21 protein-coding genes are annotated in these 25,325 nt (G+C 60.6%); 9 read left to right on the forward strand and 12 right to left on the reverse strand.

Annotation, left to right across the window (positions count from 1 at the left end):
- The first annotated feature begins 98 nt into the window (after positions 1-98).
- Positions 99-1,028 (forward strand): AraC family transcriptional regulator, encoded by a 930-nt coding sequence (locus ACQRAX_RS12125; protein ID WP_412039718.1) that lies wholly within the window; start codon positions 99-101, stop codon positions 1,026-1,028.
- A 75-nt stretch (positions 1,029-1,103) separates the two neighbouring features.
- On the opposite strand, the gene ACQRAX_RS12130 is transcribed toward ACQRAX_RS12125, so the two are convergent.
- Positions 1,104-2,543: an aldehyde dehydrogenase family protein gene (locus ACQRAX_RS12130; protein WP_412039719.1), complete on the reverse strand. Its 1,440-nt coding sequence runs from the start codon at positions 2,541-2,543 to the stop codon at positions 1,104-1,106.
- Entirely contained in the window at positions 2,540-4,177 is a 1,638-nt protein-coding gene (locus tag ACQRAX_RS12135) for a 5-guanidino-2-oxopentanoate decarboxylase (protein ID WP_412039720.1), read from the reverse strand. Before ACQRAX_RS12135 ends, ACQRAX_RS12130 begins: the two co-directional genes overlap by 4 nt.
- Positions 4,178-4,291: 114 nt before the next feature.
- On the opposite strand from ACQRAX_RS12135, the gene ACQRAX_RS12140 reads away from it, so the two are divergent.
- A complete protein-coding gene (locus tag ACQRAX_RS12140; protein ID WP_412039721.1) occupies positions 4,292-5,179 on the forward strand; it encodes a LysR substrate-binding domain-containing protein in 888 nt (295 codons plus the stop codon).
- On the opposite strand, the gene ACQRAX_RS12145 is transcribed toward ACQRAX_RS12140, so the two are convergent.
- A complete protein-coding gene (locus ACQRAX_RS12145; RefSeq protein ID WP_045185544.1) occupies positions 5,173-5,787 on the reverse strand; it encodes an NAD(P)-dependent oxidoreductase in 615 nt (204 codons plus the stop codon). The genes ACQRAX_RS12140 and ACQRAX_RS12145 overlap by 7 nt on opposite strands.
- Positions 5,788-5,817: 30 nt before the next feature.
- Positions 5,818-6,702, reverse strand: a complete 885-nt coding sequence (locus ACQRAX_RS12150) for an MBL fold metallo-hydrolase (protein ID WP_412039722.1) — start codon at positions 6,700-6,702, stop codon at positions 5,818-5,820.
- A gap of 105 nt (positions 6,703-6,807) precedes the next feature.
- On the opposite strand from ACQRAX_RS12150, the gene ACQRAX_RS12155 reads away from it, so the two are divergent.
- Entirely contained in the window at positions 6,808-7,716 is a 909-nt protein-coding gene (locus ACQRAX_RS12155; protein ID WP_412039723.1) for a LysR family transcriptional regulator, read from the forward strand.
- A gap of 366 nt (positions 7,717-8,082) precedes the next feature.
- Positions 8,083-9,537, forward strand: a complete 1,455-nt coding sequence (locus ACQRAX_RS12160) for an MDR family MFS transporter (protein WP_412039724.1) — start codon at positions 8,083-8,085, stop codon at positions 9,535-9,537.
- Positions 9,538-9,590: 53 nt separating this feature from the next.
- Here the strand turns inward: ACQRAX_RS12160 and ACQRAX_RS12165 are convergent, their stop codons facing one another.
- Positions 9,591-10,223: a TetR family transcriptional regulator gene (locus ACQRAX_RS12165; protein ID WP_412039725.1), complete on the reverse strand. Its 633-nt coding sequence runs from the start codon at positions 10,221-10,223 to the stop codon at positions 9,591-9,593.
- Positions 10,224-10,484: 261 nt separating this feature from the next.
- On the opposite strand from ACQRAX_RS12165, the gene ACQRAX_RS12170 reads away from it, so the two are divergent.
- The 5 genes from ACQRAX_RS12170 (at position 10,485) to ACQRAX_RS12190 (ending at position 18,393) form a co-directional block, all read left to right on the forward strand.
- A complete protein-coding gene (locus tag ACQRAX_RS12170) occupies positions 10,485-11,636 on the forward strand; it encodes an efflux RND transporter periplasmic adaptor subunit (protein WP_412039726.1) in 1,152 nt (383 codons plus the stop codon).
- Positions 11,637-11,639: 3 nt separating this feature from the next.
- Positions 11,640-14,795 carry an efflux RND transporter permease subunit gene (locus tag ACQRAX_RS12175; RefSeq protein ID WP_412039727.1) on the forward strand — a complete coding sequence of 1,052 codons (3,156 nt, stop codon included), beginning with the start codon at positions 11,640-11,642 and terminating at the stop codon, positions 14,793-14,795.
- Positions 14,792-16,246 carry an AdeC/AdeK/OprM family multidrug efflux complex outer membrane factor gene (locus ACQRAX_RS12180; protein WP_412039728.1) on the forward strand — a complete coding sequence of 485 codons (1,455 nt, stop codon included), beginning with the start codon at positions 14,792-14,794 and terminating at the stop codon, positions 16,244-16,246. The genes ACQRAX_RS12175 and ACQRAX_RS12180 overlap by 4 nt, the downstream gene beginning before the upstream one ends.
- A 269-nt stretch (positions 16,247-16,515) precedes the next feature.
- Entirely contained in the window at positions 16,516-17,763 is a 1,248-nt protein-coding gene (locus ACQRAX_RS12185; RefSeq protein WP_412039729.1) for an OprD family porin, read from the forward strand.
- Between the two features lie 111 nt (positions 17,764-17,874).
- Positions 17,875-18,393, forward strand: coding sequence for a DUF962 domain-containing protein (locus ACQRAX_RS12190; protein ID WP_412039730.1), 519 nt, complete (start codon positions 17,875-17,877; stop codon positions 18,391-18,393).
- A gap of 39 nt (positions 18,394-18,432) precedes the next feature.
- Here ACQRAX_RS12190 and pcaC read toward each other — a convergent pair whose 3' ends face one another.
- From pcaC to ACQRAX_RS12225, 7 genes are all read right to left on the reverse strand, one after another.
- Positions 18,433-18,825, reverse strand: a complete 393-nt coding sequence (gene pcaC / locus ACQRAX_RS12195; RefSeq protein ID WP_412039731.1) for a 4-carboxymuconolactone decarboxylase — start codon at positions 18,823-18,825, stop codon at positions 18,433-18,435.
- Positions 18,826-18,835: 10 nt separating this feature from the next.
- On the reverse strand, positions 18,836-19,627 hold the full coding sequence (pcaD, locus tag ACQRAX_RS12200; protein ID WP_412039732.1) for a 3-oxoadipate enol-lactonase: 792 nt from the start codon (positions 19,625-19,627) through the stop codon (positions 18,836-18,838).
- Positions 19,628-19,637: 10 nt separating this feature from the next.
- A complete protein-coding gene (locus ACQRAX_RS12205; protein WP_412039733.1) occupies positions 19,638-21,002 on the reverse strand; it encodes a 3-carboxy-cis,cis-muconate cycloisomerase in 1,365 nt (454 codons plus the stop codon).
- Positions 21,003-21,021: 19 nt separating this feature from the next.
- Entirely contained in the window at positions 21,022-22,311 is a 1,290-nt protein-coding gene (locus ACQRAX_RS12210; protein ID WP_412039734.1) for an MFS family transporter, read from the reverse strand.
- 119 nt (positions 22,312-22,430) lie between these two features.
- Positions 22,431-23,636 carry a 3-oxoadipyl-CoA thiolase gene (gene pcaF / locus ACQRAX_RS12215; protein ID WP_412039907.1) on the reverse strand — a complete coding sequence of 402 codons (1,206 nt, stop codon included), beginning with the start codon at positions 23,634-23,636 and terminating at the stop codon, positions 22,431-22,433.
- Positions 23,633-24,412, reverse strand: coding sequence for a CoA-transferase subunit beta (locus ACQRAX_RS12220; protein ID WP_412039735.1), 780 nt, complete (start codon positions 24,410-24,412; stop codon positions 23,633-23,635). The genes pcaF and ACQRAX_RS12220 overlap by 4 nt, the downstream gene beginning before the upstream one ends.
- Positions 24,409-25,269 carry a CoA transferase subunit A gene (locus ACQRAX_RS12225; RefSeq protein ID WP_412039736.1) on the reverse strand — a complete coding sequence of 287 codons (861 nt, stop codon included), beginning with the start codon at positions 25,267-25,269 and terminating at the stop codon, positions 24,409-24,411. The genes ACQRAX_RS12220 and ACQRAX_RS12225 overlap by 4 nt, the downstream gene beginning before the upstream one ends.
- Positions 25,270-25,325: the final 56 nt, after the last annotated feature.

Below are 25,325 nucleotides of genomic sequence, written 5' to 3' on the forward strand. Positions count from 1 at the left end.
GGGGGGTTGCTGGATCAGGCAAGCGGGCGACAGTATTCTGCTAGCGCCACTGCTTGCACAAACCTATGCTGCACAGGTCCTTGTCTGGAAGTACCGCGATGTCTATCCCCACCTGCGATCGGCAGATTCTCGATCCCGCCCTGGAGCAGCAGCGCCTGGAGCTGGCCGACCTAGTGCGTCGTCATGCGCCACACAGCAGCAATGTCGAGTCGGCTATCGAAGACCTGTTCGTGGTCAGTTACCAGGAAAGCGTGCGCTCAATGCCAGCGCTGGCTCAACCGGCCTTGTGCATCCTCGCCCACGGCAGCAAGGAAATCTGTCTGGGGGATGAACGTTACATCTATGACCCGTTGCACTACATGGTGCTCTCGGTGGCCTTGCCGATCAGTGGCGTGTTGCTTGAGGCAAGCCCGGAGAACCCGAGCCTAGGGGTGCGAATGAACATTGACCCGGCGCAGATCAATAGCTTGATTGCCGAAGCCGGGCCGATGGGCGTTCCGGCGCAGCCTTCGGGTCGCGGGCTGTATGTCGAGCGCACAGATCCGCTGTTGCTCGATGCCTTGCTGCGTTTGATCCGCCTGCTCGACACACCGAAAGACATCGCGGTGTTAGCGCCGTTGATTCGTCGGGAAATACTCTACCGCTTGCTGCGGGGGCCGCAAGGCTATCGGTTCTACGAAATTGCCATGTCCAGCAGCCAGACCCATCGGGTTTGCCAGGCGATTGAATGGCTCAACCAGCACTTCCATCGCCCGCTGCGTATCGATGACCTGGCCCGTGAAGTGAACCTCAGCAGCTCGACCCTGCATCACCGCTTCAAGGCGGTGACTTCGATGAGCCCGTTGCAGTACCAGAAGCAGTTGCGTCTGCAGGAAGCGCGACGGCTGATGCTCAATGATGGGCTCGAAGCTGCAGTGGCCGGGTATCGGGTGGGCTATGAGAGCCCATCGCAATTCAGCCGTGAGTACAGTCGACTGTATGGCGCGCCGCCCGCGCGGGATCTAGCGCGGTTGCGCAGTGCACTGTAGACCGGCACCGACAAAGACGCCCTCCTGTGGGAGCCGGACTTGCCGGCGATGGGCTGCAAAGCAGCCCCGAATACACTACCGCGCTGTCACCACATGCTTGATTTCCTGAAAGGCACTCAACCCCCAAGGCCCAAGTTCGCGGCCAATACTGCTCTGCTTATAGCCACCCCAGGCCGTCTGCGGAAAAATCACCTGGGGTGCGTTGACCCACACCAAGCCTGCCTCAAGTGCGTTGGCCACCCGCTGCGCTGCGCCCAAATCCCGGCTTATGACGCTGGCAACCAAGCCAAACTCACTGTCATTGGCCAGGGCCACCGCCTCGGCCTCGCTGGCCACCGAGCGTACACACAACACAGGACCAAAGATTTCCTCACGCCACAGCGCACTGTCCAACGGCACCTCGGTAAACACCGTAGGGCTGATGAAGTACCCGCACGGCAGTTCAGCCGGGCGTGAACCACCGCAAAGCAATTGCGCGCCAGCGTCCAGCCCGGCAGCAATGTGTTTGTGCACACGCTGATACTGCGCGTGGTTCACCAGTGGGCCCATGTCACTTTCGCCGGCAAGCGGATCACCCAGTCGAATCGACTCGGCCTGGGTCTTGAGCCGGACGATAAAGTCCGCATACAAGGCCTCCGCCACCAACACCCGACTGGTGGCCGAGCACATTTGCCCGGCATTGAAAAAGCCGCCCAGGCAGGCCAGTTCCACCGCCAATTCGAGGTCCGCTTCCTCCAGCACCAACAAAGAGGATTTGCCGCCCAATTCCAGGCTCACGCCCTTGATCGTCTCGGCGGCACGCTGCATGACCTGCACGCCAACCGTATTGCTCCCGGTGAAGGAAATCTTGGCGATTCGTGGATCTGCCGCCAGCGCCGCACCTACCGCAATCCCGGTGCCGCAGACCAGGTTGAACACTCCGTCCGGCAAACCGGCCTCAGCAATCACCGCGACCAGTTCCAGCTCTGCCAGTGGCGTGACTTCAGACGGTTTCAACACTACGCAGCAACCGGCAGCCAAGGCCGGCGCGAGTTTCCATGCGGTGGTGACCATGGGGAAGTTCCACGGCACAATCAACCCGACTACACCGCATGGCTCGCGCCGTAACCGTGCTACAAAATCGTCAGTGGGCAACGCCACCGCACAGTCCTGTCCGGCGTCGAAACCGTCGGCAAGGTCGGCGTAATAGCAGAAGGTGGCAATGACATCGTCCACATCCAGCTGCGCTTCGGCCAACGGCTTGCCGTTGTTGCTGGCCTGCAAAGTGACCAGACGCTCGCGACGTGCCTCGACCCCCTCGGCAATCGTGCGCAGCACCTTCGCCCGCTCACTACCGGTACTGCTCGACCAGCCGCTGAACGCCTTGCGCGCGGCCAGGGTCGCACGCGCCACCGCTGCGCCGTCGCCGCCGGCCACTTCAGCCAACTGTTGTTCGTTGCTTGGGTTTATCACGCTAAGCGGGCACGGGCCGTGCTGCCAGACACCTTCGATATAAACACCGGCAAGCTTCATCATGCGGGTACCGCCTGCTGCCATTGGTTCTGGTCGATTTCAATCAGGCTCGGCCCCCTGCGGTCGCAGGCTTGACGTAGCGCTTCACGTAGCTGCTCCACATCGCCTACGGCTTGGGCTGCACAGCCCAAGGCCTTGGCCACGCCGATAAAGTCCGGGGTGTAAATGTCCACACCCACCGGCTCGATGGCGCGGTTGACCATGTATTTCTTGATTTCCTCGTAGCCCTGGTTGTTCCACAACAGCACGATCAGCGGTACCTGCGCCTCGGTGGCACTGGCCAGCTCCGGCAAGGTGAACTGCAGGCCGCCGTCACCGATCAGGCAGATGACCGGCGGGCGCGCTTCGATTGCTTGAGCACTGCCCAACCAGGCGCCCATCGCCGCCGGCAAGGCGTAACCGAGCGTGCCGTAGCCGGTGGAGGCATTGAACCAGCGCCGTGGCTGGTCCATGTCCAGGGTCAGGTTGCCGGTGTAGACCGGTTGGGTCGAGTCGCCCACCAGCACCGCGTTCGGCAGGGTCTCGAGCAAGGTTTTGAGCATGCGCGTCTGGCTGTGCATCGGCAGGTCCCAGTCGGCCAGCAACCGCTCGCGCAAGCAAGCTGCGCGGCTGGCGCCCCACTCGGTACTGCGTACCGGTGCCAGTTGATCAGCCAACGCGACCAACAGGGCATCGGTGGCCACTGTGGCGTCTGCTACCAAGGCAATTTCCGGCGGATAGTTACGTACGGTCTGGTCTGGATCGATGTCGATGCGCAGCAAGCGACCTGGGATCTCGAAGCCACCTTTGAAGGTCACGTCATAGTCGGTTTCGGCAAGTTCGGTACCAATCGCCAAGACCACATCCGCTTCGGCCACCAGCTCACGGGTTGCCACCAGCGACTGGGTGGAACCGATCTGCAGTGGATGGTTGGCGGGCAATACCCCCTTGGCGTTGATGGTCAGTGCCACGGGTGCCTGCAGGTATTCCGCCAGGCGGGTCAGCGCCGCACTGGCAGCAATCGAACCACCACCGGCGAGAATCAACGGACGCCGGGCGCTGGCCAACAGGGCCGCCATCTGCGCCACTGGCGCCGGTGCGGCGCCAGCACGGGCAATTCGTACCGGGGTGCTGGCCAGCAGATGGTCAGCGTCCTCGACCAGTACATCCAGGGGAATCTCGATGTGCACGGGACGTGGGCGGGCCCCCTCGAACACGGCGAAGGCGCGAGCCAACACCACTGGCAGGTCATCAGCGCTCATTAATGTGTGAGAGAACGCCGCGACGCCGGCAACCAGGCCACCCTGGGCCGGCAGCTCGTGCAGTTTGCCGCGCCCGCCCCCCAATTGATTGCGCGACTGGACGCTGGAGATCACCAGCATCGGAATCGAGTCAGCGTAAGCCTGGCCCATGGCGGTAGTGATGTTGGTCATGCCTGGGCCGGTGATGATAAAGCAGACGCCCGGTTTGCCACGGGTACGCGCATAGCCGTCAGCCATGAAGCCGGCACCTTGCTCGTGGCGTGGGGTAATGTGGCGGATAGAAGAACGTGCCAGCCCGCGGTAGAGCTCGACGGTATGTACGCCAGGAATGCCGAAGACATGGTCAACACCATAGCCTTCAAGGAGTTTGACCAGTACTTCGCCACAAGTTGCCATGTTCGCCTGCCTGTTATTGTGCTGAAACCAGGCGTTATTGGACCGCTGCCTCGCTACCGGCACAATGCAAAAAAGCTCATACTAGCCATGTCCTCAGATCATGGCTTATACCCGATGAAACGCCTGCCGCCGTTGCCCGCCCTGCATACCTTTCTGGTCACGGCCCAATGCTGCAACTTCACTCGCGCCGCGCAATTGCTGCACATCACCCAAGGCGCAGTCAGTCGTCAGATTGCCGGGCTTGAAGAGCACCTGGGTTATGCGTTGTTCCTGCGCCAGGCCCGTGGCCTGAGCCTGACCCGCGAAGGCCAGGACTGGTTGCCACGGGTGCAGCAGGTGTTCGCGTTGATCGAGGAAGGCGTGCAGCACGTCGGTGCACGCAGTGCCATCTTGCAACTCAAGGCGCCGACCTGCGTGATGCGCTGGCTGTTGCCACGGCTGATGGAGTGGCAGGCGCTGCGCCCGGAAGTGCCAGTGGAACTGACAACTACGGTGCAGCACGGCGTGGACTTTCGTCGGGAAGTATTCGATGCAGCAGTGGTCTATGGCGCCGCGCCCCAAAATGGATTGCACACGCTAAAGTTGTTCGATGAGCAACTGACTCCGGTGTGTGCCCCGCAGCTACTGGCAGGCCCTGTGCCTTTGCGGCTGTTAGCGGACCTTGAGCAACACATGCTGCTGCACCCGACCCGCGACCAGCACGACTGGAACGTCTGGCTGAATGCGGCCGGCGCGGCCCTGCCCCGGCACGGCAAGGCCCAACATTTCGAGACCTTGGACATGGCCATGTCCATGGCCTCTCAGGGTACCGGAGTGGCGATAGGCGACTGGTCGCTGATCGGAGATGACCTCAGTTGCGGGCGCCTGGTAGCACCCTTCCCGCTCAAGGTCAGCACCGGTCAGGCCTACTACCTAGTCCGCCCGCAGGGAGCATCGTCAACAGCCCTGACCGAGTTGCTCGACTGGCTGTGCGATCAGGCCACAGGTGCCAGGGCTCAGTAACCGACCGTAAAACGCTGACGCGAATGGGCAGGCTTTTCCACTTCGTCGAGCATAGCAATTGCGTAGTCGGCAAAGCTGATCCAGCTCTTGCCATCGTCACCGATCAGCAAGTGATCCTTACCGAGGTGATAACGGCCGGTACGCGCGCCTTCAACGAACTCGGCCGACGGTGACAGGAAGGTCCAGTCCAGTTCCTTCTCCTGACGCAAGGTATCGAGGTAATGCCCACCGGCAGTGGCCTCGGCTTTATACGCTTCGGGAAAGTCCGGGCTATCGATCACTTTGTGCCCCGAAGGCAGTTGCAGGCTGCCCGCCCCTCCGACCACCAGCAGTCGCTTGACCCCGGCTTTCTTCGCCGGCTCGATAATGGCCTGTGGCTTGATGCCGGAGAAGTGTGCAGCACTAAGCACCACATCATGTCCGCTCAACGCCAGTTCCAATGCAGCGCCATCGTTGACATCCAAGGCTACGGTAGTCACGCCGTCACGCCCCTGCAGCGTGGCCGGATTGCGTGCGATGGCGGTGACGCGGTGGCCACGGCGCAGGGCCTCTTCCAGCAACTGGCTACCGGCACGGCCGGTTGCCCCGATGATTGCGATCTTGCTCATAGCAATGCTCCTGTCAGGATTGAACAACACTTACCACTTCATTTCGCCCTTGGCGACCTTGGCACTGAGCGCCAGCGAGCTCTCTTCGCCGAGGTTCGGGTAACGCTTTTTCATCGCTGCGATCAGTTCGGCGGCGTTGTCAGCCTTGGCGGTTTCCTCGTCGAAGGCACGGATGTAGTCTGCGCTGAAGCGCACGGCTTCAAGTGACTCGCCGGGCTGGCCCAGGTAGTGCCCTGGCACCACCACCTGTGGCTTGAGCTGTTCAATGCGGTTGAGGGTCGCCAGCCAATCCTGGTGCGATTGCGCCGTCTGGGTGTCGGCCATCCATACGTGCAGGTTATTGGCCACCACCACGCCGCCGACCACCGCTTTGATTGACGGAATCCAGACAAAACTGCGATCCGGTTGCGGACCGTCCAGGCCAAGCACTTCAAGGCTTTGCCCTTCCAGCTTCAACTGATTGCCTGAGAGCACCTGCGGGACGACCAGTTGCGCAGGCTTGTCCGCCCCCATCTGCGGCCCCCAATAGGCCAGTTTGGCAGCCATGGTCTGTTTGATATGGGCAACCGTTGCCGCAGACGCAACGACTTTGGCCTGGGGATAGGCATCGGTCAGGGTCTGCAGGCCGAAGTAGTAATCCGGGTCACCATGACTGATATAGATAGTGGTCAACCGCTTGCCACTGGCGCGAAGTTTGTTCAGCACCTGCTCGGCCTGGGCTTTGCCGAATTGGGCATCCACCAGGATGGCATCGTGCTGGCCGCTGACGATTACCGAGCTGACCGGGAACAAGGCCGCACTGCCGGGGTTATAGACATCCAGTTGCAGCGGCTGCTCGGCGGCCTGAACCTGGGCCAAGGCCCCAAGGGTGGCGAACGCCAGAAAAAAACCGCGCAGGGACAATGAACGACGCATCAAGGCAATTCCTGTGAGAGAGGCAATGTGCAACAGCTTAGTTGCACGAACCAAGGCAAAAAATGCGATGCTGGGACATAGTTTGTTTCTGAAATCGGGCAAATCATGGATCGTCTGAAAGCAATGCGGGTCTTCGTTAGTGTGGTGGACCTTGGCAGCCAGTCCGCTGCAGCTGATCACCTTGACCTGTCGCGCCCGATGGTCTCCCGCTACCTGGCGGAGCTGGAGGACTGGGTCGGCGCACGCCTGATGCAACGCACTACTCGCCGTCTGAGCCTGACAGCGGCCGGCCAGGAAACCCTACCGCGTTGCCGACAGATGCTCGAGCTTGCCGGCGACCTGCAAGCAGCCGTCAGCGCAGGGGACGAAACGCCGCGGGGTGAGCTGCGTATCAGTGTCAGCACCTCATTCGGCCAGGCCCAGTTGATGGATGCCATCGCCGCTTACGTCAAACGCTACCCTGGGGTGAAGATCGATTTGCAGATGCTCGATCGCACGGTGAATTTGGTGGATGAACGCATCGACCTGGCGATCCGTACCAGCAACGACCTGGACCCTAACCTGATCGCCCGTCACTTGAGCGTGTGCCGCTCAGTGATCTGCGCCTCCCCGGCCTACCTGCGCGAACACCCGGCGCCGTTGCACGTCGAGGAACTGGCGCAGCACAACTGCCTGACCCACTCCTACTTCGGCAGGAGCCTCTGGCACTTCGAGGTGGACGGCGAAACGCTCTCGGTGCCGGTGCAAGGCTCTATCAGCGCCAACGAAGCGATGGCCTTACAGCGGGCGGCGCTGGCCGGTGCCGGTATCGCCATGCTGCCTACCTACCAGACCGCAGCGGCACTGCGCAGTGGCGAGCTGGTACGCCTGTTGCCCCAGGCTAAACCCCAGGAGCTCAACCTCAACGCCGTCTACACCTCACGCAAGCACATGCCTGCGACTTTGCGCAGCATGCTCGACTTTCTCGCCGAGCGCTTCCCCGCTGAGCCGGAATGGGACCGCGACCTGCTCTAGCCCGACAACTTCGGCAAAGCTGGCCTATGCTTTAAATAGCACCTGTGCAGGTTGAAAGAGGTGAGCATCATGGGCCTCAAATCCAGAAAATGCGCTGCCGTCTGTGCCATCGCCGCCGTCGTCGGGTTGTATGCCACTGCGGCTTACCGGGTTGAACAGGCCCGTCACCAGCCATACTCCGCCGCCAGTTGCAGCCTGGCCCATTGCGTGCCCCACACTGCAACCCTGAGTGCCCTGAGGTAAGGCAATGCGCAATCTTCATCGCGCACGCATCAAAGCAGACGCTTAGCAAGCTATCGAGTACACTGACCAGCACCTGCTTTCGCAGCACAGCCTGCGAAATAACCCTGCCTTTCGAGCTGGCCCGTGACGCAACTGAACACTCCGCAACCGGTCCTGCGCAGCGTGCTTGTCGCGTTGATGCTGGCGATTTTTCTCGGTGCACTGGACCAGACTATCGTCGCCGTGTCGATGCCGGCAATTTCTGCGCAATTCAATGATGTTGGCCTGCTGGCCTGGGTGATCTCCGGCTACATGGTGGCCATGACCGTGGCCGTACCGATCTACGGCAAACTCGGCGATCTGTACGGCAGGCGGCGAATGATTCTGACCGGCACCGCACTGTTCACCTTGGCTTCACTGTTCTGCGCCTTGGCACAGAACATGGAACAGTTGGTGCTGGCTCGTGTGCTGCAAGGCATCGGCGCTGGCGGCATGGTCTCGGTCAGCCAGGCAATCATCGGCGACTTTGTCCCACCGCGTGAGCGCGGCCGCTATCAAGGCTATTTCAGCAGCATGTACGCCTTGGCCAGCGTCACCGGACCGGTGCTCGGCGGATACCTGACCGAGTACCTGTCCTGGCGCTGGGTGTTCTGGCTGAACCTGCCGCTGGGGCTGGTGGCCTGGTGGGTGACCCGCCGTGCGTTACGTACGCTGGCAGTGCCACAGCGTCAGGTGCAGGTCGACTACATGGGCGCGGCGTTGTTGATTTTCGGTCTGGCAAGCCTGTTACTGGGCATCACCTTGATCGGTCAGGGTCACCCTTGGCACTCCTCGCAGGTGAGCGTCCTGCTGCTATCTGCGCTAGGCGGATTACTGGTGTTTGTCTTGCACGAACGCCGGGCGCCGGAGCCGTTGCTGCCGCTAAAACTGTTCACAAATCCGGTTGCCACTTTGTGCTGGTGCACGCTGTTCTTCACCAGTTTTCAGGCCATTTCCCTGACCATGTTGATGCCGCTGCGCTATCAGAGCATTACCGGTGCCGGTGCCGACAGCGCCGCCCTGCATCTGTTGCCGTTGGCCATTGGCTTGCCGATCGGGGCCTATTGCGGTGGCCGCCTGACCAGTTTCACCGGTCGCTACAAGCCACAGATTCTGGGAGGTGCCCTGCTGATGCCGTGTGCCATTGTCGGCATGGCCTTCACCGCGCCTCAGGCAGCCTGGCTCAGTGGCCTGTTCATGGTCTTGACCGGTATTGCCTCGGGTCTGCAGTTTCCCACCTCGCTAGTCGCTACCCAAAGCGCCGTAGACCCTCGAGATATCGGCGTGGCCACCAGTACCAGTAACTTGTTTCGCTCGCTCGGGGGTGCCATGGGGGTTGCTTGCATGTCGGCGCTGTTACTGGCGATGCTGCCGCAGGGAGGCCTGAGCATGACGGGCGATGCCTTGCTAGGCAGCCTCCAGGCCGGCGAACCGAGCGCGCAGATGCATGAGGAATTGCTACGGACATTTCGTCATCTATTGCTCGGCAGTGCTATGGTGTCTCTGCTCGGGCTGACAGCGGCATTGGCGTTGCCTGACAGACAACTACGCGGGCGGTAGTAGGATCGAAGTGAAGGCCGTGGAAACAATTCATCACAAACCTTCACAAATAGTCATTTGCGCAAGGCCGGGCTCAAGCGCAGCATATCCAGCCCGGTATCGACCCACAGCTCAGCTTCACCCAATAGGTCGAAGCTCTCCGGCAGCAACAGCCAGCGACGGATCAGGCCGTCTATATAGGCATAGATCGCCAGCGCCGCACGCTCAGGGTCTACATCTGCGGGTAACTGCCCGCGCTTGACTGCATTGCCCAGCGATAACGCGATATGGGCATGACACTCCACTGTCGAGGTCTGTCGTTGTTGGCGGATTTCACACATATCATCGGTGAACTCGCATTTGTGATGCAGAATTTCATTGATTCGTCGGGTTTTCGGGTCAAGTACCACTTGGTGCATCAACTGGACCAGCAGCTTGCGCATGCAGCCGAGCGGATCAAGCTCCTCTTCGCTTTCACTGGCGCGGGCCAAGGCATCGAGCGGCTCGTGCAAACTGTCGAGCATGGCTTCGACCAACGCGGCTTTGTCGTTGAAGTGCCAATAGATCGCACCGCGGGTAACCCCCGCCAGCTTGGCAATATCAGCCAGCGTGGTACGCGCTATCCCGCGCTTATAGAAGGCCTTTTCCGCAGCTTCGAGAATCTGGGCGCGGGTTTCCTGGGCTTCTTCTTTGGTTCGACGGACCATGGCAGTACCACCTCATCACGACCCAGGCACGTCTTTAGGCACCTGGGAGCTAGGCCGGATCAGCCTCTGACAGGCTGTTACCGGAGGGTTAAATTCAAGGCTTGCGACGAGCCAAGGCATCGTCGCCAAGGTATTTACAAACAACCATGAATGTAAGTATATTCCTTAGCAAGCTATTTATCCACTCGACAACATTTTTTCTATTCGCACACTTTCCCTTTATTCTTGAGCGTCTTCAGCTCTTGCGACCCGAGGATCTTCATGCAATTCAAGCCAGCTGTTACCGCTCTGGTATCCGCCGTCGCCCTGGCAACCCTGCTCAGCGGCTGTAAAAAGGAAGAGGCCGCGCCTGAAGCGCAAGCCCCTCAGGTCGGCGTTGTTACCCTGCAAACCCAGGCCTACACCCTGACGTCCGACCTGCCTGGGCGCACTACCGCCTACCGCATCGCCGAAGTTCGTCCGCAAGTTAACGGCATCATTCTCAAGCGCCTGTTCAAAGAAGGTACTGAGGTCAAGGAAGGTCAGCAGCTGTACCAGATTGACCCGTCGGTGTACGAGGCGACGCTGGCCAGTGCCCAGGCCAACCTACAGTCGACCCGTTCGCTGTCCGAGCGCTACAAGCAGCTGGTAGCTGAACAAGCGGTCAGCCGTCAGGAATACGACGACGCACAAGCCAAACGTTTGCAAGCTGAAGCGTCCCTGCGTAGCGCCCAGATCGACCTGCGTTACACCAAAGTCCTGGCCCCGTTGAGTGGCCGTATCGGTCGTTCTGCAGTCACCGAAGGCGCGCTGGTCAACAACGGCCAGGCTGACGCCATGGCGGTCATTCAGCAGCTTGACCCAATCTACGTCGACGTCACCCAGTCCTCGGCCGAGCTGCTCAAGCTGCGCCGTGAGCTGGAAAGCGGTCAGTTGCAAAAGATTGGTGAAAACGCCGCCAAGGTCACCCTGACCCTGGAAGATGGCAGCACTTACCGTCAGGAAGGCCGTCTGGAGTTCTCCGAAGTCTCGGTAGACCAGACCACCGGTTCGGTGACCCTGCGCGCCGTGTTCCCCAACCCCGAGCACAACCTGCTGCCGGGCATGTTCGTACACGCGCGCCTCAAAGCCGGGGTCAACGCCCAGGCGATCCTCGCCCCACAGCAAGGTGTTACCCGTGACCTGAAGGGCCAACCCACTGCCCTGATCGTCAACAAAGAGAACAAGGTCGAGCTGCGCCAGCTCAAGGCCAGCCGTACCGTTGGTAATGAGTGGCTGATCGAAGAAGGCCTTAACGCCGGTGACCGGGTGATCACCGAAGGCCTGCAGTTCGTACGGCCGGGCGTTGAGGTCAAAGTCAGCGAAGCTACCAACGTCAAGCCTGCTCTGCCAACCCAGGCCAATGCAAAACCTGCAGGGGCCAAAGGGGAGTAAACCATGTCGAGATTCTTTATCGATCGCCCGATCTTTGCTTGGGTGATCGCCTTGGTGATCATGTTGGTCGGCGCTTTGTCGATCCTCAAGTTGCCAATCAACCAGTACCCGAGCATTGCGCCACCGGCCGTGGCAATCTCCGTGACCTACCCGGGCGCCTCGGCGCAGACCGTGCAGGACACCGTGGTACAGGTGATCGAGCAGCAGCTCAACGGTATCGACAACCTGCGGTATGTCTCGTCGGAAAGTAACTCCGACGGCACCATGACCATCACCGCGACCTTCGAACAGGGGACCGACTCCGACACCGCTCAGGTCCAGGTGCAGAACAAGCTGAACCTGGCCACCCCGCTGTTGCCGCAAGAAGTACAGCAGCAGGGTATCCGCGTTACCAAAGCCGTGAAGAACTTCCTGTTGGTGATCGGCCTGGTTTCGGAAGATGGCAGCATGACCAAGGACGACTTGGCCAACTACATCGTTTCCAACATGCAAGACCCGATTTCGCGGACCGCCGGTGTCGGTGACTTCCAGGTTTTCGGTGCCCAGTACGCCATGCGGATCTGGCTGGATCCGGCCAAACTGAACAAGTACCAGTTAACCCCGGTTGACGTGCGCACCGCTGTGGCGGCGCAGAACGTTCAGGTGTCCTCCGGTCAACTCGGCGGCCTGCCCGCCCTGCCAGGTACCCAGCTCAACGCCACCATCATCGGCAAGACCCGCCTGCAGACTGCCGAGCAGTTCGAAAAGATCCTGCTCAAGGTCAACCGTGATGGCTCGCAAGTACGTCTGAGCGATGTTGCCACCGTCGGACTCGGCGGTGAAAACTACGCGGTCAGCGCTCAGTTCAACGGCAAGCCGGCTTCCGGCCTGGCGGTCAAGCTGGCGACCGGGGCCAACGCCTTGGACACCGCCAAAGCCCTGCGTAAAACCGTTGCTGACCTGGAACCGTTCTTCCCGGAAGGCATGAAGGTTGTGTTCCCGTATGACACCACGCCAGTGGTGACCGAATCGATCAGCGGGGTAATCCACACCCTGATCGAAGCGATCGTGCTGGTGTTCCTGGTGATGTACCTGTTCCTGCAAAACTTCCGCGCCACCATCATCACCACGATGACGGTTCCGGTCGTGCTGCTCGGCACCTTCGGTATCCTTGCCGCCGCAGGCTTCAGTATCAACACCCTGACCATGTTCGGCATGGTGCTTGCCATCGGTTTGTTGGTGGACGACGCCATCGTTGTGGTGGAGAACGTCGAACGGGTAATGGCCGAAGAGGGGCTATCACCGAAGGAAGCCACCAAAAAATCCATGGGCCAGATCCAGGGAGCGCTGGTTGGTATCGCCATGGTGCTCTCGGCGGTATTGCTGCCAATGGCGTTCTTCAGTGGTTCCACCGGGGTGATCTACAAGCAGTTCTCGATCACCATCGTTTCGGCCATGGCGCTGTCGGTACTGGTTGCCTTGATCTTCACCCCGGCGCTGTGCGCAACCATGCTCAAGCCGATTGCCAAAGGTGAACATCACGTTGCCAAACGCGGCTTCTTCGGCTGGTTCAACCGTAACTTCGACCGCAGCGTCCAGAGCTACGAACGTGGCGTAGGCAACATCCTGCGCAACAAAGCGCCGTACATGCTGGCCTACCTGCTGATCATGGTTGGCATGATCTGGCTATTCACCCGCATCCCTACCGCCTTCCTCCCTGAGGAAGACCAGGGCGTACTGTTCGCCCAGGTGCAGACCCCGGCCGGCTCCAGTGCTGAGCGGACTCAGGTGGTGATCGATGAGATGCGTAGCTACCTGCTTGATAAGGAAGCCGATACCGTTGCTTCGGTGTTCACCGTAAACGGCTTCAACTTCGCCGGTCGTGGTCAGAGCTCGGGTATGGCCTTCATCATGCTCAAGCCATGGGAAGAGCGTTCCGCTGAGAACAATGTGTTCAACCTGGCAGCCCGCGCTCAGCAGCACTTTTTCAGTTTCCGTGACGCAATGGTGTTCGCCTTTGCCCCGCCAGCGGTACTGGAGCTGGGTAACGCCACCGGTTTCGACGTGTTCCTGCAAGACCGTGCCGGTGTCGGTCACGAAAAGCTGATGGAAGCGCGTAACCAGTTCCTCGGCATGGCCGCCGAGAGCAAGATCCTCTCGGCAGTGCGTCCGAACGGCCTGAACGATGAGCCGCAATACCAGCTGACCGTCGATGACGAACGCGCCAGTGCCTTGGGTGTGACCATCGCGGACATCAACAACACCCTATCGATTGCCTTGGGTGCCAGCTACGTCAACGACTTCATCGACCGCGGTCGGGTCAAGAAGGTCTACATCCAGGGTGAGTCCGCCTCGCGCATGAGCCCAGAAGACCTGCAGAAGTGGTACGTGCGTAATGGCGCGGGTGAGATGGTACCGTTCTCCTCCTTCGCCACTGGCGAATGGATCTACGGTGCGCCGAAGCTGGCGCGTTACAACGGTGTTGAGGCGATGGAAATCCTCGGCGCGCCAGCCCCTGGCTACAGTACCGGTGAAGCGATGCTTGAGGTCGAGCGCATCGCCGCGCTATTACCTAAAGGGATCGGTTATTCCTGGACTGGCCTTTCGTACGAGGAACGCCTGTCGGGCTCCCAGGCGCCAGCGTTGTACGCCCTGTCGCTGCTGATGGTATTCCTGTGTCTGGCTGCCTTGTACGAAAGCTGGTCGATCCCGATCGCGGTGATGCTCGTGGTGCCGCTGGGTATCATCGGTGCACTGCTGGCCACCAGCCTACGCGGTCTGTCCAACGACGTGTACTTCCAGGTGGGTCTGTTGACCACCATTGGTTTGGCGGCGAAGAACGCGATCCTGATCGTCGAATTTGCCAAGGAACTGCATGAGCAAGGCCGCAGCCTGGCCGATGCAGCGATCGAAGCCTGCCGGATGCGTCTGCGGCCGATCATCATGACCTCGCTGGCGTTCATTCTCGGCGTGGTACCGTTGGCTATCTCCACCGGTGCCGGCTCGGGCAGCCAGCACGCGATCGGTACCGGGGTAATCGGCGGCATGCTGACGGCCACCGTACTGGCGATCTTCTGGGTACCGCTGTTCTTCGTAACCGTGTCGTCTATGTTCACCGGTAAGAAGACTGAAGAAGAAGACGCCACACCTGAAACTCCACGCACAGAGGGTGGGCAATGAGTAAGTCCCTGTTGTCCTTGGCGGTAACCGCTTTCATTCTTGGCGGCTGCTCGCTGATCCCTGACTACCAGACCCCGGAATCACCGGTGGCCGCGCAGTGGCCGCAAGGCCCTGCCTATTCGCCGACCGAGTCGGCGGATGTGGCCGCTGCCGAGCAAGGCTGGCGTCAGTTTTTCCATGACCCGGCGCTGCAACAGCTGATCCAGACTTCGCTGGTCAACAACCGCGACCTCAAGGTCGCGGCACTGAACATCGATGCCTATCGGGCGCAGTACCGTATTCAGCGGGCTGACCTGTTCCCGGCAGTCAGCGCCAATGGCAGCGGCAGCCGTCAACGGATGCCAGACAACATGTCGCAGACCGGCGAGTCGGGGATCACCAGTTCGTACTCGGCGACGCTTGGCGTGAGCAACTATGAACTCGACCTGTTCGGTCGGGTTCGCAGCCTCACCGAGCAGCAACTGGAAATCTACCTGTCCAGTGAAGAGGCCCGACGCTCGACCCAGATCGCTCTGGTGGCCAGCGTTGCCAATGCCTACTTCACCTGGCAGGCCGATCAGGCTCTGCTCAAGCTGACCGAAGAGACGCTGAAAACCTACGAGCAAAGCTATGCGCTGACCTTGCGCAGCAATGAGGTGGGTGTCGCTTCGGCCCTGGACCTGAGCCAGGCGCGTACCTCCGTTGAAGGTGCGCGGGTCAAACTGGCGCAGTATCAGCGTCTGGTTGCCCAGGACCTGAACAGCCTGGCTGTACTGCTCGGCACCGGTGTACCTGCGAACCTGCCAGCGGCGCAAAGCCTGGACAGCGACCTGTTGGCTGAAGTGCCGGCCGGCCTGCCGTCCGACCTGCTGCAACGCCGTCCGGATATCCAGGAAGCCGAACACCTGCTCAAGGCCGCCAACGCCAACATCGGCGCGGCGCGCGCAGCGTTCTTCCCGAGCATCAGCCTGACCGCCAACGCCGGGACACTGAGCCCGGACATGAGCGGACTGTTCAACGGTGGTTCGGGTACCTGGTTGTTCCAGCCGCAGATCAACCTGCCGATCTTCAACGCCGGTGCCCTGCGTGCCAGCCTCGATTACTCGAAGATCCAGAAGGACATCAACGTCGCGAAATACGAGAAAACCATTCAGACCGCCTTCCAGGAAGTCTCCGATGGCCTCGCTGCGCGTAAAACCTTCAACGATCAGCTGCAGGCCCAGCGTGATCTGGTCGCCGCCAACCAGGACTACTACCGTCTGGCCGAGCGTCGCTACCGTATTGGTGTCGACAGCAACCTGACCTTCCTTGACGCTCAGCGTCAGCTGTTCAACACCCAGCAGTCGTTGATCAGTGATCGCCTGTCGCAGCTGGTCAGCGAGGTCAACCTGTACAAGGCCCTCGGTGGAGGCTGGTACGAGCAGACTGGTCAGGCGCAGCAGCAAGCTGCGGCTGAAACGCCGAAAGGCTGAGGCTGGTTTGTGGTTCAGGAGCCCACCCTTGCGGTGGGCTTTTTTATGCTGCGCGACGTTACCCGGACTCATTGAGGCAAAACTAACTAGTCAGTTAGTGTTCGATTATCGACCAATACCTGCTGTAACGAATTGATTCAAACCCCCTGCCACCGCACCATCTCTGGCAGCTTTTCCCGCTTTGCCTCCCAAAGACCGTAACCCAGCCTGTGACCTCGAATTGTCGCAGCGGATGGATTCGGCTTGAATAAAAACAAGAGACACCCAAGATGACCACACCCGCACGACACCTGCTTCCCGGCCTATTGGCCATGACTTGCACCCTCCCGGTTCTGGCCGCAGAAGGCGGCTTTGCCGAAGATGCCAAGGTCAACCTCAACCTGCGCAACTTCTACATCAACCGCAACTTCGTCGACCCGGCCAACGCCCAAGGCAAAGCTGAGGAGTGGACCCAAAGCTTCATTCTCGATGCCCGCTCCGGTTTCACCCAAGGCATCGTTGGCTTCGGCGTCGATGTACTTGGTCTGTACTCAGTCAAACTCGATGGCGGTAGGGGCACAGCGAATACCCAACTGCTGCCAATGCATGACGATGGGCGCCCTGCCGACGATTTCGGCCGCCTGGGCGTGGCGCTCAAGGCCAAGGTGTCCAATACCGAGCTGAAGGTTGGTGAATGGATGCCAGTGCTACCGGTCCTGCGCTCGGATGACGGCCGCTCGCTGCCGCAGACGTTCCGCGGTGGGCAAGTCACTTCCCAGGAAATCGATGGCCTCACCCTGTACGCCGGCCAGTTTCGCGCTAACAGCCCGCGCAACGACGCGAGCATGGAAGACATGTCGATGAATGGCAGGGCTGCGTTCACCTCCGATCGCTTCAACTTTGCCGGTGGCGAATACAGCTTCAACGACAAGCGCACCCTGATCGGGCTGTGGAACGCAGAGCTCAAGGACATCTACAGTCAGCAGTTCATCAATCTGGTGCATAGCCAGCCTTTGGGTGACTGGACGTTGGGCGCTAATCTCGGTTACTTCTTCGGCAAGGAAGACGGTGCCGAACGGGCCGGTGAGTTGGACAACCGCACGGCCTCGGCGCTGCTCTCGGCCAAGTACGGCAGCAATACCTTTTACATTGGCCTGCAGAAGGTCAGCGGTGACGATGCCTGGATGCGGGTCAATGGCACCAGTGGCGGCACCTTGGCCAACGACAGCTACAACTCCAGCTTCGACAATGCCAAAGAGCGCTCCTGGCAATTGCGTCATGACTTCAACTTTGCCGGTGTCGGTCTCCCCGGCCTGACCTTGATGAACCGCTATATCAGTGGCGATGATGTGCAGACCGCAACTGTCAACGACGGCAAGGAGTGGGCGCGCGAATCGGAGCTGGCCTATGTGATTCAGTCCGGCACGCTGAAAAGCCTGTCACTCAAATGGCGCAACTCGACCATGCGTCGTGACTTCAGCACCAATGCCTTTGACGAGAACCGTCTGATCATCAGCTACCCAATCAATATTCTCTGAGCCTTTGCGCAAAGGGGCACCGCGCTCGCTCGTGCTGACGAGCGAGCGCCAGCGGGCTATCCTGAAGGAACAGGATAGAGGCTCGCGCCCGTAGCCCCTAGGAGAACAATAATGAAAGACCTGGTCGAGCACCTCAGTCAATACGCGGCCTACCACCGCGACCCACGCAATATCGCCACCCACTTCGTTGGCATTCCCATGATCGTGCTGGCGGTGACTGTACTGCTGTCACGCCCAGGCCTCGAAGTGCTAGGTATCTGGTTGTCACCGGCATTGCTGGTGGCGCTGCTGACGGGTTGGTTCTACCTGCGTCTGGATCCGCAATTTGGCCTGATCATGGCCCTGCTCCTGGGCCTGTGCCTCTGGGCCGGACAAGTGCTGGCACTGCAAAGTACCCTGGTCTGGTTGAGCGCGGGGTTGGGGCTGTTTGTGCTTGGATGGGCGATCCAGTTTGTCGGGCACCACTATGAAGGGCGTAAGCCGGCCTTTGTCGATGATCTGAGCGGCTTGATCATCGGGCCGTTGTTTGTGGTGGCGGAGCTGGGGTTTCTGCTGGGAATGCGGCCGGCGTTGAAGCAGGCCATTGAGCGCAATGCCGGGCCTGTGGCTGTGCGGCAGAAGACTGCCTAGCAAACATCGCCGGCATTGCCGGCGACGAGGGGCTAAAGATCAGGCCCGCGATTCAACCCCCAATTCATCCCACACCGACTCGGCCAGGTGGAAGGTGGCGTTGGCCGCTGGAATGCCACAATAGATCGCGCTCTGCATCAGCACTTCCTTGATCTCTTCGCGGGTCACGCCATTGCTGGCGGCGGCGCGCAAGTGCAGCTTGAGCTCTTCGTTACGGTTCATGCCGATCAGCATGGCGATGGTGATCAGGCTGCGGGTATGACGCGGCAGGCCTGGACGGGTCCAGATGTCCCCCCAGGCATGGCGGGTGATCATCTCCTGGAACTCGCTGTTGAACGCGGTCAGGTTGTTCAGACTGCGATCGACATGGGCGTCGCCAAGCACCGCGCGACGCACTTTCATGCCTTCTTCATAGCGTTGTTTTTCGTCCACGAAATGCTCCTCAGCGGGCCAGCAGAAAATCGATCACCCGGCGGCTGAACGGCTCGCCGACTTCGACATTGGACAGGTGCGCGGCATGGAACTCAGCGTATTCAGCGCCCTCCACGTTTTCCTGAATGAACAGCCCACCCGCAGGCGGCGTTACCGCGTCGTGGCTACCGGAAATGACCAGCAGCGGCGCTTTGATCTCGCCCAGTTGCCCACGGAAATCGGCATCACGTACCGCGCCGCAGTTGGCTGCATAACCCTCTGGCGAGGTGACCGCGAGCATGTCGGTGATGCGCTTGGCCTGGAGAGGATTGCTCGACGCATAGCCCGGGGTAAACCAGCGCTCGATCGAAGCATCGCGCAGGCCAATCATCGCCGCCTGGCCATCACGCAAAACCATTTCGATACGTGGGTTCCAGGTATCCGCCGAGCCGATCTTGGCTGCCGTGTTGCAGACGATCAGGCGATTCAGGCGCTCGCCAGCATTGATTCCCAGCCACTGACCAATCAGGCCGCCCATGGACAGGCCGCAGAAATGCGCGCGCTCGATCTTCAAGGCATCAAGCAGTGCCAGTACATCCTGGCCCAGCTGTTCGATGCTGTAAGGGCCCGCGGTGACCAGCGAGCTGCCATGGCCACGGGTGTCGTAGCGCAGCACACGGAAATGCGCGGCAAACGCCGGCACCTGGGTGTCCCACATGTGCAGGTCGGTACCCAGCGAGTTGGACAGCACCAATACCGGCGCAGCTTCAGGGCCGTCGAGTTGATAGTTGAGTACGCCATCGGCGAGTTGTACCTGTGCCACTGTAGCCTCCTCAGGCATTGAAACGGTGATGTTCAGCCAACGCTCGCTCGACCCAGACGCGGGCTTGGCCAAGGTAGTGGGCTGGGTCAAGCAGACGATCGAGTTCGTCCGTCGAGAGTTCGGCACTAACCTGCGGATCGTCGCCGAGCACGGCGCGCAGGTGGCGTTGTTCAGCGACGGCGCGCTTGCAACAGGTTTCCAGCAAATGATGGGCAGTGTCGCGGCCCAGGCGCTGGGCGAGGACAATACTCACCGCCTCAGCCAGCACCAGGCCCTGGGTCAGGTCGAGATTCTGGCGCATGCGCGCAGTGTCCACCTGCAAGCCATCGGCAATGATCTGCGCCTGACGCAAGGCACCGGATACCAGGCAGCAGATTTCCGGCAGGGTCTCCCACTCGGCATGCCACAAGCCCAGGCTACGTTCGTGTTCCTGCGGCATGGCGCTCAACAGGGTAGAGACCAGGCCCGGCACCCGAGTTGCAGCGCCGATGAGCACTGCGGCTCCGACCGGATTTCGCTTGTGCGGCATGGTCGAGGAGCCGCCTTTGCCTGGCGCCGAAGGCTCGAACACTTCTGCCGCTTCGGTTTGCATCAACAAGCTGATGTCACGACCCAGTTTGCCCAGGCTGCCAGCAATCAGCCCAAGCACTGCGGCGAACTCCACCAGACGGTCGCGCTGGGTGTGCCAAGGTTGTTCCGGCAGCTGCAGGTTCAGTTGTTTGGCCAAAGCTTCAGCCACCGGCAGCGCCTTGTCGCCGAGCGCCGCCAGAGTCCCGGAGGCGCCGCCGAACTGCAAGGTGAGCAAACGTGGTTTGAGCTCCTGCAGACGCTGACGATGACGGGTCAAAGCACCGAGCCAGCCGGCGATTTTCATTCCCAGTGTCACTGGCGTGGCATGCTGCAACCAGGTGCGTCCAGCCAAAGGCGTGTCAGCATGGGCTTGGGCCTGGCGGGCCAAAGCATCAGACAGGTGTTGCAGGTCAGTCTCGATCAGGCTCAGTGCGGCGCGCAGTTGCAGGACCAGGCCGGTGTCCATTGCGTCCTGGCTGGTGGCGCCCAGGTGCACATACCGCTCCGCTTCAGGCACACCACTGGCGATCACCTTACCCAGGGCCTTGACCAGCGGGATAGCCGAATTGCCAGCACTGCCAATAGCCTCAGCCAGCGCGGCAAAATCATAGCGCTCGGCCTGGCAGGCAGTCTCGATAGGCGCTACCGCGACTTGTGGAATCAACCCCACTGCCGCTTCGGCGCGCGCCAGGGCAGCCTCGAAATCGAGCATGCCCTGTACCCGGCCACGGTCGGAAAACACTTCGCGCATGGCCGCTGCGGTGAAGTAGGCATCGAACAACTGATTGCCCGGTCGCGGGTTCATCTGCAAATCCTTCAACAGGTCAATGATCGTGGTGCAGGTACGCCGCCTGTTTGGGCAGGCGCAGGCTGAACAGGAAGGCAATCGCCATCATCGCAGTAACGTACCAGTAAAAGGTGTTTTCCATGCCCATAGACTTCAAGCCCAAAGCGACATATTCGGCCGAGCCACCAAACATCGCATTGGCCACTGCGTAGGCCAGCCCCACACCCAGCGCGCGAACCTGCGGCGGGAACATCTCGGCTTTGACCAGGCCACTGATCGAGGTATAGAAACTGACGATACACAGTGCAAAGGTAATCAGCACGAAGGCCAGAAACGGGCTAGTGACGGTTTTCAGCGCCATCAGGATCGGCACCGTGAACACGGTGCCCAAAGCGCCGAACAACAGCATCGAATTGCGTCGGCCAATGCGGTCGGAGAGCATGCCGAACAATGGCTGCATGCACATGTACAGGAACAGTACGCCGGTCATGATGAAGCTGGCGGTCTTGGCGCTCATGCCAGCGGTATTGACCAGGTACTTCTGCATGTAGGTAGTGAAGGTGTAGAAAATCAACGAGCCGCCGGCGGTGTAGCCAAGCACGGTGATGAACGCCGCCGAGTGGTGACGGAACAGCCCGGAAATACTCCCGGCCTCTTTATCATTACGGGTTTCAGCACTGCTGGTCTCTTCCAGCGAGCGGCGCAGAAACAAGGAAATCACCGCTGCAACGGCGCCGACCACAAACGGAATCCGCCAGCCCCAGGCCCGCAATTCTTCTTCGCTGAGCAGTTGCTGAAGTATCACCACTACCAGCACTGCCAACAGCTGGCCGCCGATCAGGGTCACATACTGGAACGAGGCAAAGAAACCACGCTGTCCGCGCAGGGCTACTTCACTCATGTAGGTGGCGGTGGTGCCGTATTCACCGCCCACCGACAAGCCCTGAAACAGGCGTGCGAGCAACAGCAATGCCGGTGCCCAGGCACCGATCGAGGCGTAAGTCGGCAAACAGGCGATAACCAGGGAGCCGGCGCACATCATCAACACCGAGATCATCATCGAATTCTTGCGGCCATGACGGTCGGCCACCCGGCCAAACAGCCAGCCACCAATAGGGCGCATCAGAAAGCCGGCAGCAAACACCCCGGCGGTATTGAGCAACTGCACCGTCGGATCGTCAGAAGGGAAAAAGGCTGGGGCAAAGTAAATCGCGCAGAAGGCGTAGACGTAGAAGTCGAACCACTCCACCAGGTTGCCCGAGGAAGCACCGACGATGGCGAAGATGCGCTTACTGCGTTCCTCACCGGTGTAATAAGCTGAAGTCATGACAGTTCACTCTTGGAGGGTTACTGGAGTCTAGACACAACCAGTAACACTCTCGTTCCACAAACAATCACCCCGACCACACGACCCTGCGTGGGGGCCGCCTGACCAGGGTCATTGAATTACACCCGCTCGATAGCCAGGGCCAGGCCCTGCCCTACCCCAACGCACATGGTCGCAAGGCCCTTGCGGCCGCCGGATTTTTCCAGCTGATGCATGGCCGTGAGAATCAGGCGTGCACCACTCATGCCCAGCGGGTGGCCGAGGGCAATGGCGCCACCATTGGGATTGACCTGCGGCGCATCATCAGCCAAGCCCAGTTCGCGCAGCACAGCCAGGCCTTGGCTGGCGAACGCTTCGTTGAGTTCGATGACATCAAAATCACTGATCGCAACCCCCAGACGCTCGGTCAGCTTACGCACCGCTGGCACCGGGCCGATGCCCATCACCCGTGGTGCCACACCGGCGCTGGCCATGCCGAGGACTCGGGCACGTGGGGTCAGGCCGTGTTTTTTCACCGCTTCTGCCGAGGCCAGAATCAGTGCTGCGGCTCCGTCGTTGACGCCCGAGGCATTCCCGGCGGTGACCGTCTTGTCCGGGCCGTTAACCGGCTTCAGGCGGGTCAGCGCCTCAAGGGTAGTGTCGGCCCGTGGGTGTTCATCCTGCTCGACGATGGTTTCACCTTTTTTATGGGCGATTCGCACCGGCACGATTTCTTCGGCGAAGAAGCCTGCCGCTTGCGCTGCGGCGGCACGTTGCTGGCTGCGCAGGGCGAAGGCGTCTTGATCAGTGCGTGAGACCTGATAGTCGTCGGCAACATTGTCGGCCGTCTGCGGCATTGCATCGACACCGTACTGGGCCTTCATCAACGGGTTGATGAAGCGCCAGCCGATAGTGGTGTCTTCGAGTTTCATGTTGCGCGAATAGGCGTTGTCAGCTTTACCCATGACAAAGGGAGCACGTGACATCGACTCGACGCCGCCAGCAATCGCCAATTCCATCTCGCCACTGGCAATGGCGCGGAAGGCGGTGCCGACGGCGTCCATGCCCGAGGCACACAGACGGTTGAGAGTAACCCCCGGCACGCTGTCCGGCAGGCCTGCCAGCAGCAGCGCCATGCGCGCAACGTTGCGGTTGTCTTCACCGGCCTGGTTGGCGCAGCCAAGGAAAACTTCGTCGAGCAGGTCCCATTGCACCTGTGGGTTGCGCTCGATTAGCGCCTTGATTGGCACCGCGGCCAAATCATCGGCGCGCACGCCGGCCAAGGCGCCGCCGAAGCGGCCAATAGGGGTGCGAATGGCATCGCAAATAAACACATCACGCATCAGGCTTCTCCTGGCGCTTGGCCGTGGGCAGCAGCCGTACGCGCTTCCAAATCACGCAAGGCGGTCAGTTCGACGTCGCTCGGCTCGCGCGTGGTTTGCACGTCGTCGGCAAAACGAATTGCCCAACCGGTAGCGGCAATGACCTGCTCGCGGTTCACACCTGGGTGGATCGAAGTAACGACGAACTCATGAGTGTCAGCTTCAGGCTCCATGATGCACAGGTCGGTGATGATACCGACCGGTCCTTCGCCAGGCAGGCCCAGGCGCTTACGCGAGTCACCGCCTTCGCCGTGGCCGACCGAGGTGATGAAGTCGAGTTTATCGACAAAGGCACGGTTGGATTGCTTGAGAATAATCAGCACCTGCTTGGCAGAACCGGCGATCTCCGGCGCGCCACCGGCGCCCGGCAGGCGCACTTTCGGCTGGTGATAATCGCCGACCACGGTGGTGTTGATATTGCCGAAACGGTCAACCTGGGCCGCCCCGAGGAAGCCGACGTCAATACGACCGCCCTGCAACCAATAGCGGAAAATCTCGCCGGTTGGCACTACGGTGTCAGCGGTTTCGGCCAACTCGCCGTCACCGATAGACAGCGGCAACACGCTTGGCTTGGCGCCAATCGGACCCGATTCGTAGATCAACACCACATCTGGCGAAGACGTCAGGCGCGCCAGGTTGGCGGCTTTGGAGGGCAGGCCGATACCGACGAAGCACACGGCACCATTGCGCAGACGACGGGCTGCGGCGACGGTCATCATTTCATTGGTGGAGTAGCTCATTGTGCAGCCTCCGAAGCGCTGGCCAGTTTTGCCTTGAATTCAGTGAAGTCGGCAGTGCCGCGAATGTACTCGTCGATCCAGGCGCTGAAGGATTCGCGACTGCGGGCAATCGGGTCCCAGGCCTGGTAGAAGCGGTTGTCACGCTCGTAGTAACCATGGGCGTAGGACGGATGCGCACCGCCTGGCACCAGGCACACTGCAGACAGCGCCCAGGTCGGCAACACACAGGCATTCATCGGTGCATTGAGGTCGTCGACAATCTCTTCGACAGTGACGATGCAACGCTTGGCCGCCAAGGCGGCTTCCTTCTGCACGCCAAGAATTCCCCACAGCAGTACGTTGCCCTTGCGGTCGGCCTTCTGCGCGTGGATCACGGTCACATCCGGACGCACCGAAGGCACGGCGGCGAGGACTTCACCGGTGAATGGGCAGGTGACGCTCTTGATCAGTGGATTGACCTTGGGCAGGTCGGAACCGGCGTAGGCGCGGAGCACCGCGAACGGTAGACCTGAAGCACCGGCGACATAAGCATTGGCCAGGTCAGCGTGGCTGTGTTCTTCGATCTCCATCGGCTGTGGCCACTGTTTTTCCACGGCATCGCGCAGTCGGTGCAGCGAACCTACTCCTGGGTTACCGCCCCAGGAAAAAATCAGTTTGCGGGCACACCCGGCACCGATCAGCTGATCATAGATCAGGTCTGGCGTCATACGGACCAGGGTCAGCTCTTTCTTGCCCTGACGAATGATTTCATGCCCGGCGGCAGTCGGAATCAAGTGGGTGAAACCTTCGAGGGCGACGCTGTCACCGTCGTGGACGAACTGCTTCACGGCGTCGTGGAGCGAGAGTATTTCAGCCATTGCAGACTCCTGGATATGCTGAGTCGAGGTCGGTGTGCAAGGCGCCTGGGGTGGCG

Source organism: Pseudomonas sp. UM16 (assembly GCF_050312595.1).
GTDB lineage: Bacteria > Pseudomonadota > Gammaproteobacteria > Pseudomonadales > Pseudomonadaceae > Aquipseudomonas.

Bases quoted from the DNA above. Each gene is read 5' to 3' on its own strand.
- ACQRAX_RS12125 (WP_412039718.1), top strand. From the start codon at position 99: ATGTCTATCCCCACCTGCGATCGGCAGATTCTCGATCCCGCCCTGGAG.
- ACQRAX_RS12130 (WP_412039719.1), bottom strand. From the start codon at position 2,543: ATGATGAAGCTTGCCGGTGTTTATATCGAAGGTGTCTGGCAGCACGGC.
- ACQRAX_RS12135 (WP_412039720.1), bottom strand. From the start codon at position 4,177: ATGGCAACTTGTGGCGAAGTACTGGTCAAACTCCTTGAAGGCTATGGT.
- ACQRAX_RS12140 (WP_412039721.1), top strand. From the start codon at position 4,292: ATGAAACGCCTGCCGCCGTTGCCCGCCCTGCATACCTTTCTGGTCACG.
- ACQRAX_RS12145 (WP_045185544.1), bottom strand. From the start codon at position 5,787: ATGAGCAAGATCGCAATCATCGGGGCAACCGGCCGTGCCGGTAGCCAG.
- ACQRAX_RS12150 (WP_412039722.1), bottom strand. From the start codon at position 6,702: ATGCGTCGTTCATTGTCCCTGCGCGGTTTTTTTCTGGCGTTCGCCACC.
- ACQRAX_RS12155 (WP_412039723.1), top strand. From the start codon at position 6,808: ATGGATCGTCTGAAAGCAATGCGGGTCTTCGTTAGTGTGGTGGACCTT.
- ACQRAX_RS12165 (WP_412039725.1), bottom strand. From the start codon at position 10,223: ATGGTCCGTCGAACCAAAGAAGAAGCCCAGGAAACCCGCGCCCAGATT.
- ACQRAX_RS12170 (WP_412039726.1), top strand. From the start codon at position 10,485: ATGCAATTCAAGCCAGCTGTTACCGCTCTGGTATCCGCCGTCGCCCTG.
- ACQRAX_RS12175 (WP_412039727.1), top strand. From the start codon at position 11,640: ATGTCGAGATTCTTTATCGATCGCCCGATCTTTGCTTGGGTGATCGCC.
- ACQRAX_RS12180 (WP_412039728.1), top strand. From the start codon at position 14,792: ATGAGTAAGTCCCTGTTGTCCTTGGCGGTAACCGCTTTCATTCTTGGC.
- ACQRAX_RS12185 (WP_412039729.1), top strand. From the start codon at position 16,516: ATGACCACACCCGCACGACACCTGCTTCCCGGCCTATTGGCCATGACT.
- ACQRAX_RS12190 (WP_412039730.1), top strand. From the start codon at position 17,875: ATGAAAGACCTGGTCGAGCACCTCAGTCAATACGCGGCCTACCACCGC.
- ACQRAX_RS12205 (WP_412039733.1), bottom strand. From the start codon at position 21,002: ATGAACCCGCGACCGGGCAATCAGTTGTTCGATGCCTACTTCACCGCA.
- ACQRAX_RS12210 (WP_412039734.1), bottom strand. From the start codon at position 22,311: ATGACTTCAGCTTATTACACCGGTGAGGAACGCAGTAAGCGCATCTTC.
- ACQRAX_RS12220 (WP_412039735.1), bottom strand. From the start codon at position 24,412: ATGAGCTACTCCACCAATGAAATGATGACCGTCGCCGCAGCCCGTCGT.
- ACQRAX_RS12225 (WP_412039736.1), bottom strand. From the start codon at position 25,269: ATGGCTGAAATACTCTCGCTCCACGACGCCGTGAAGCAGTTCGTCCAC.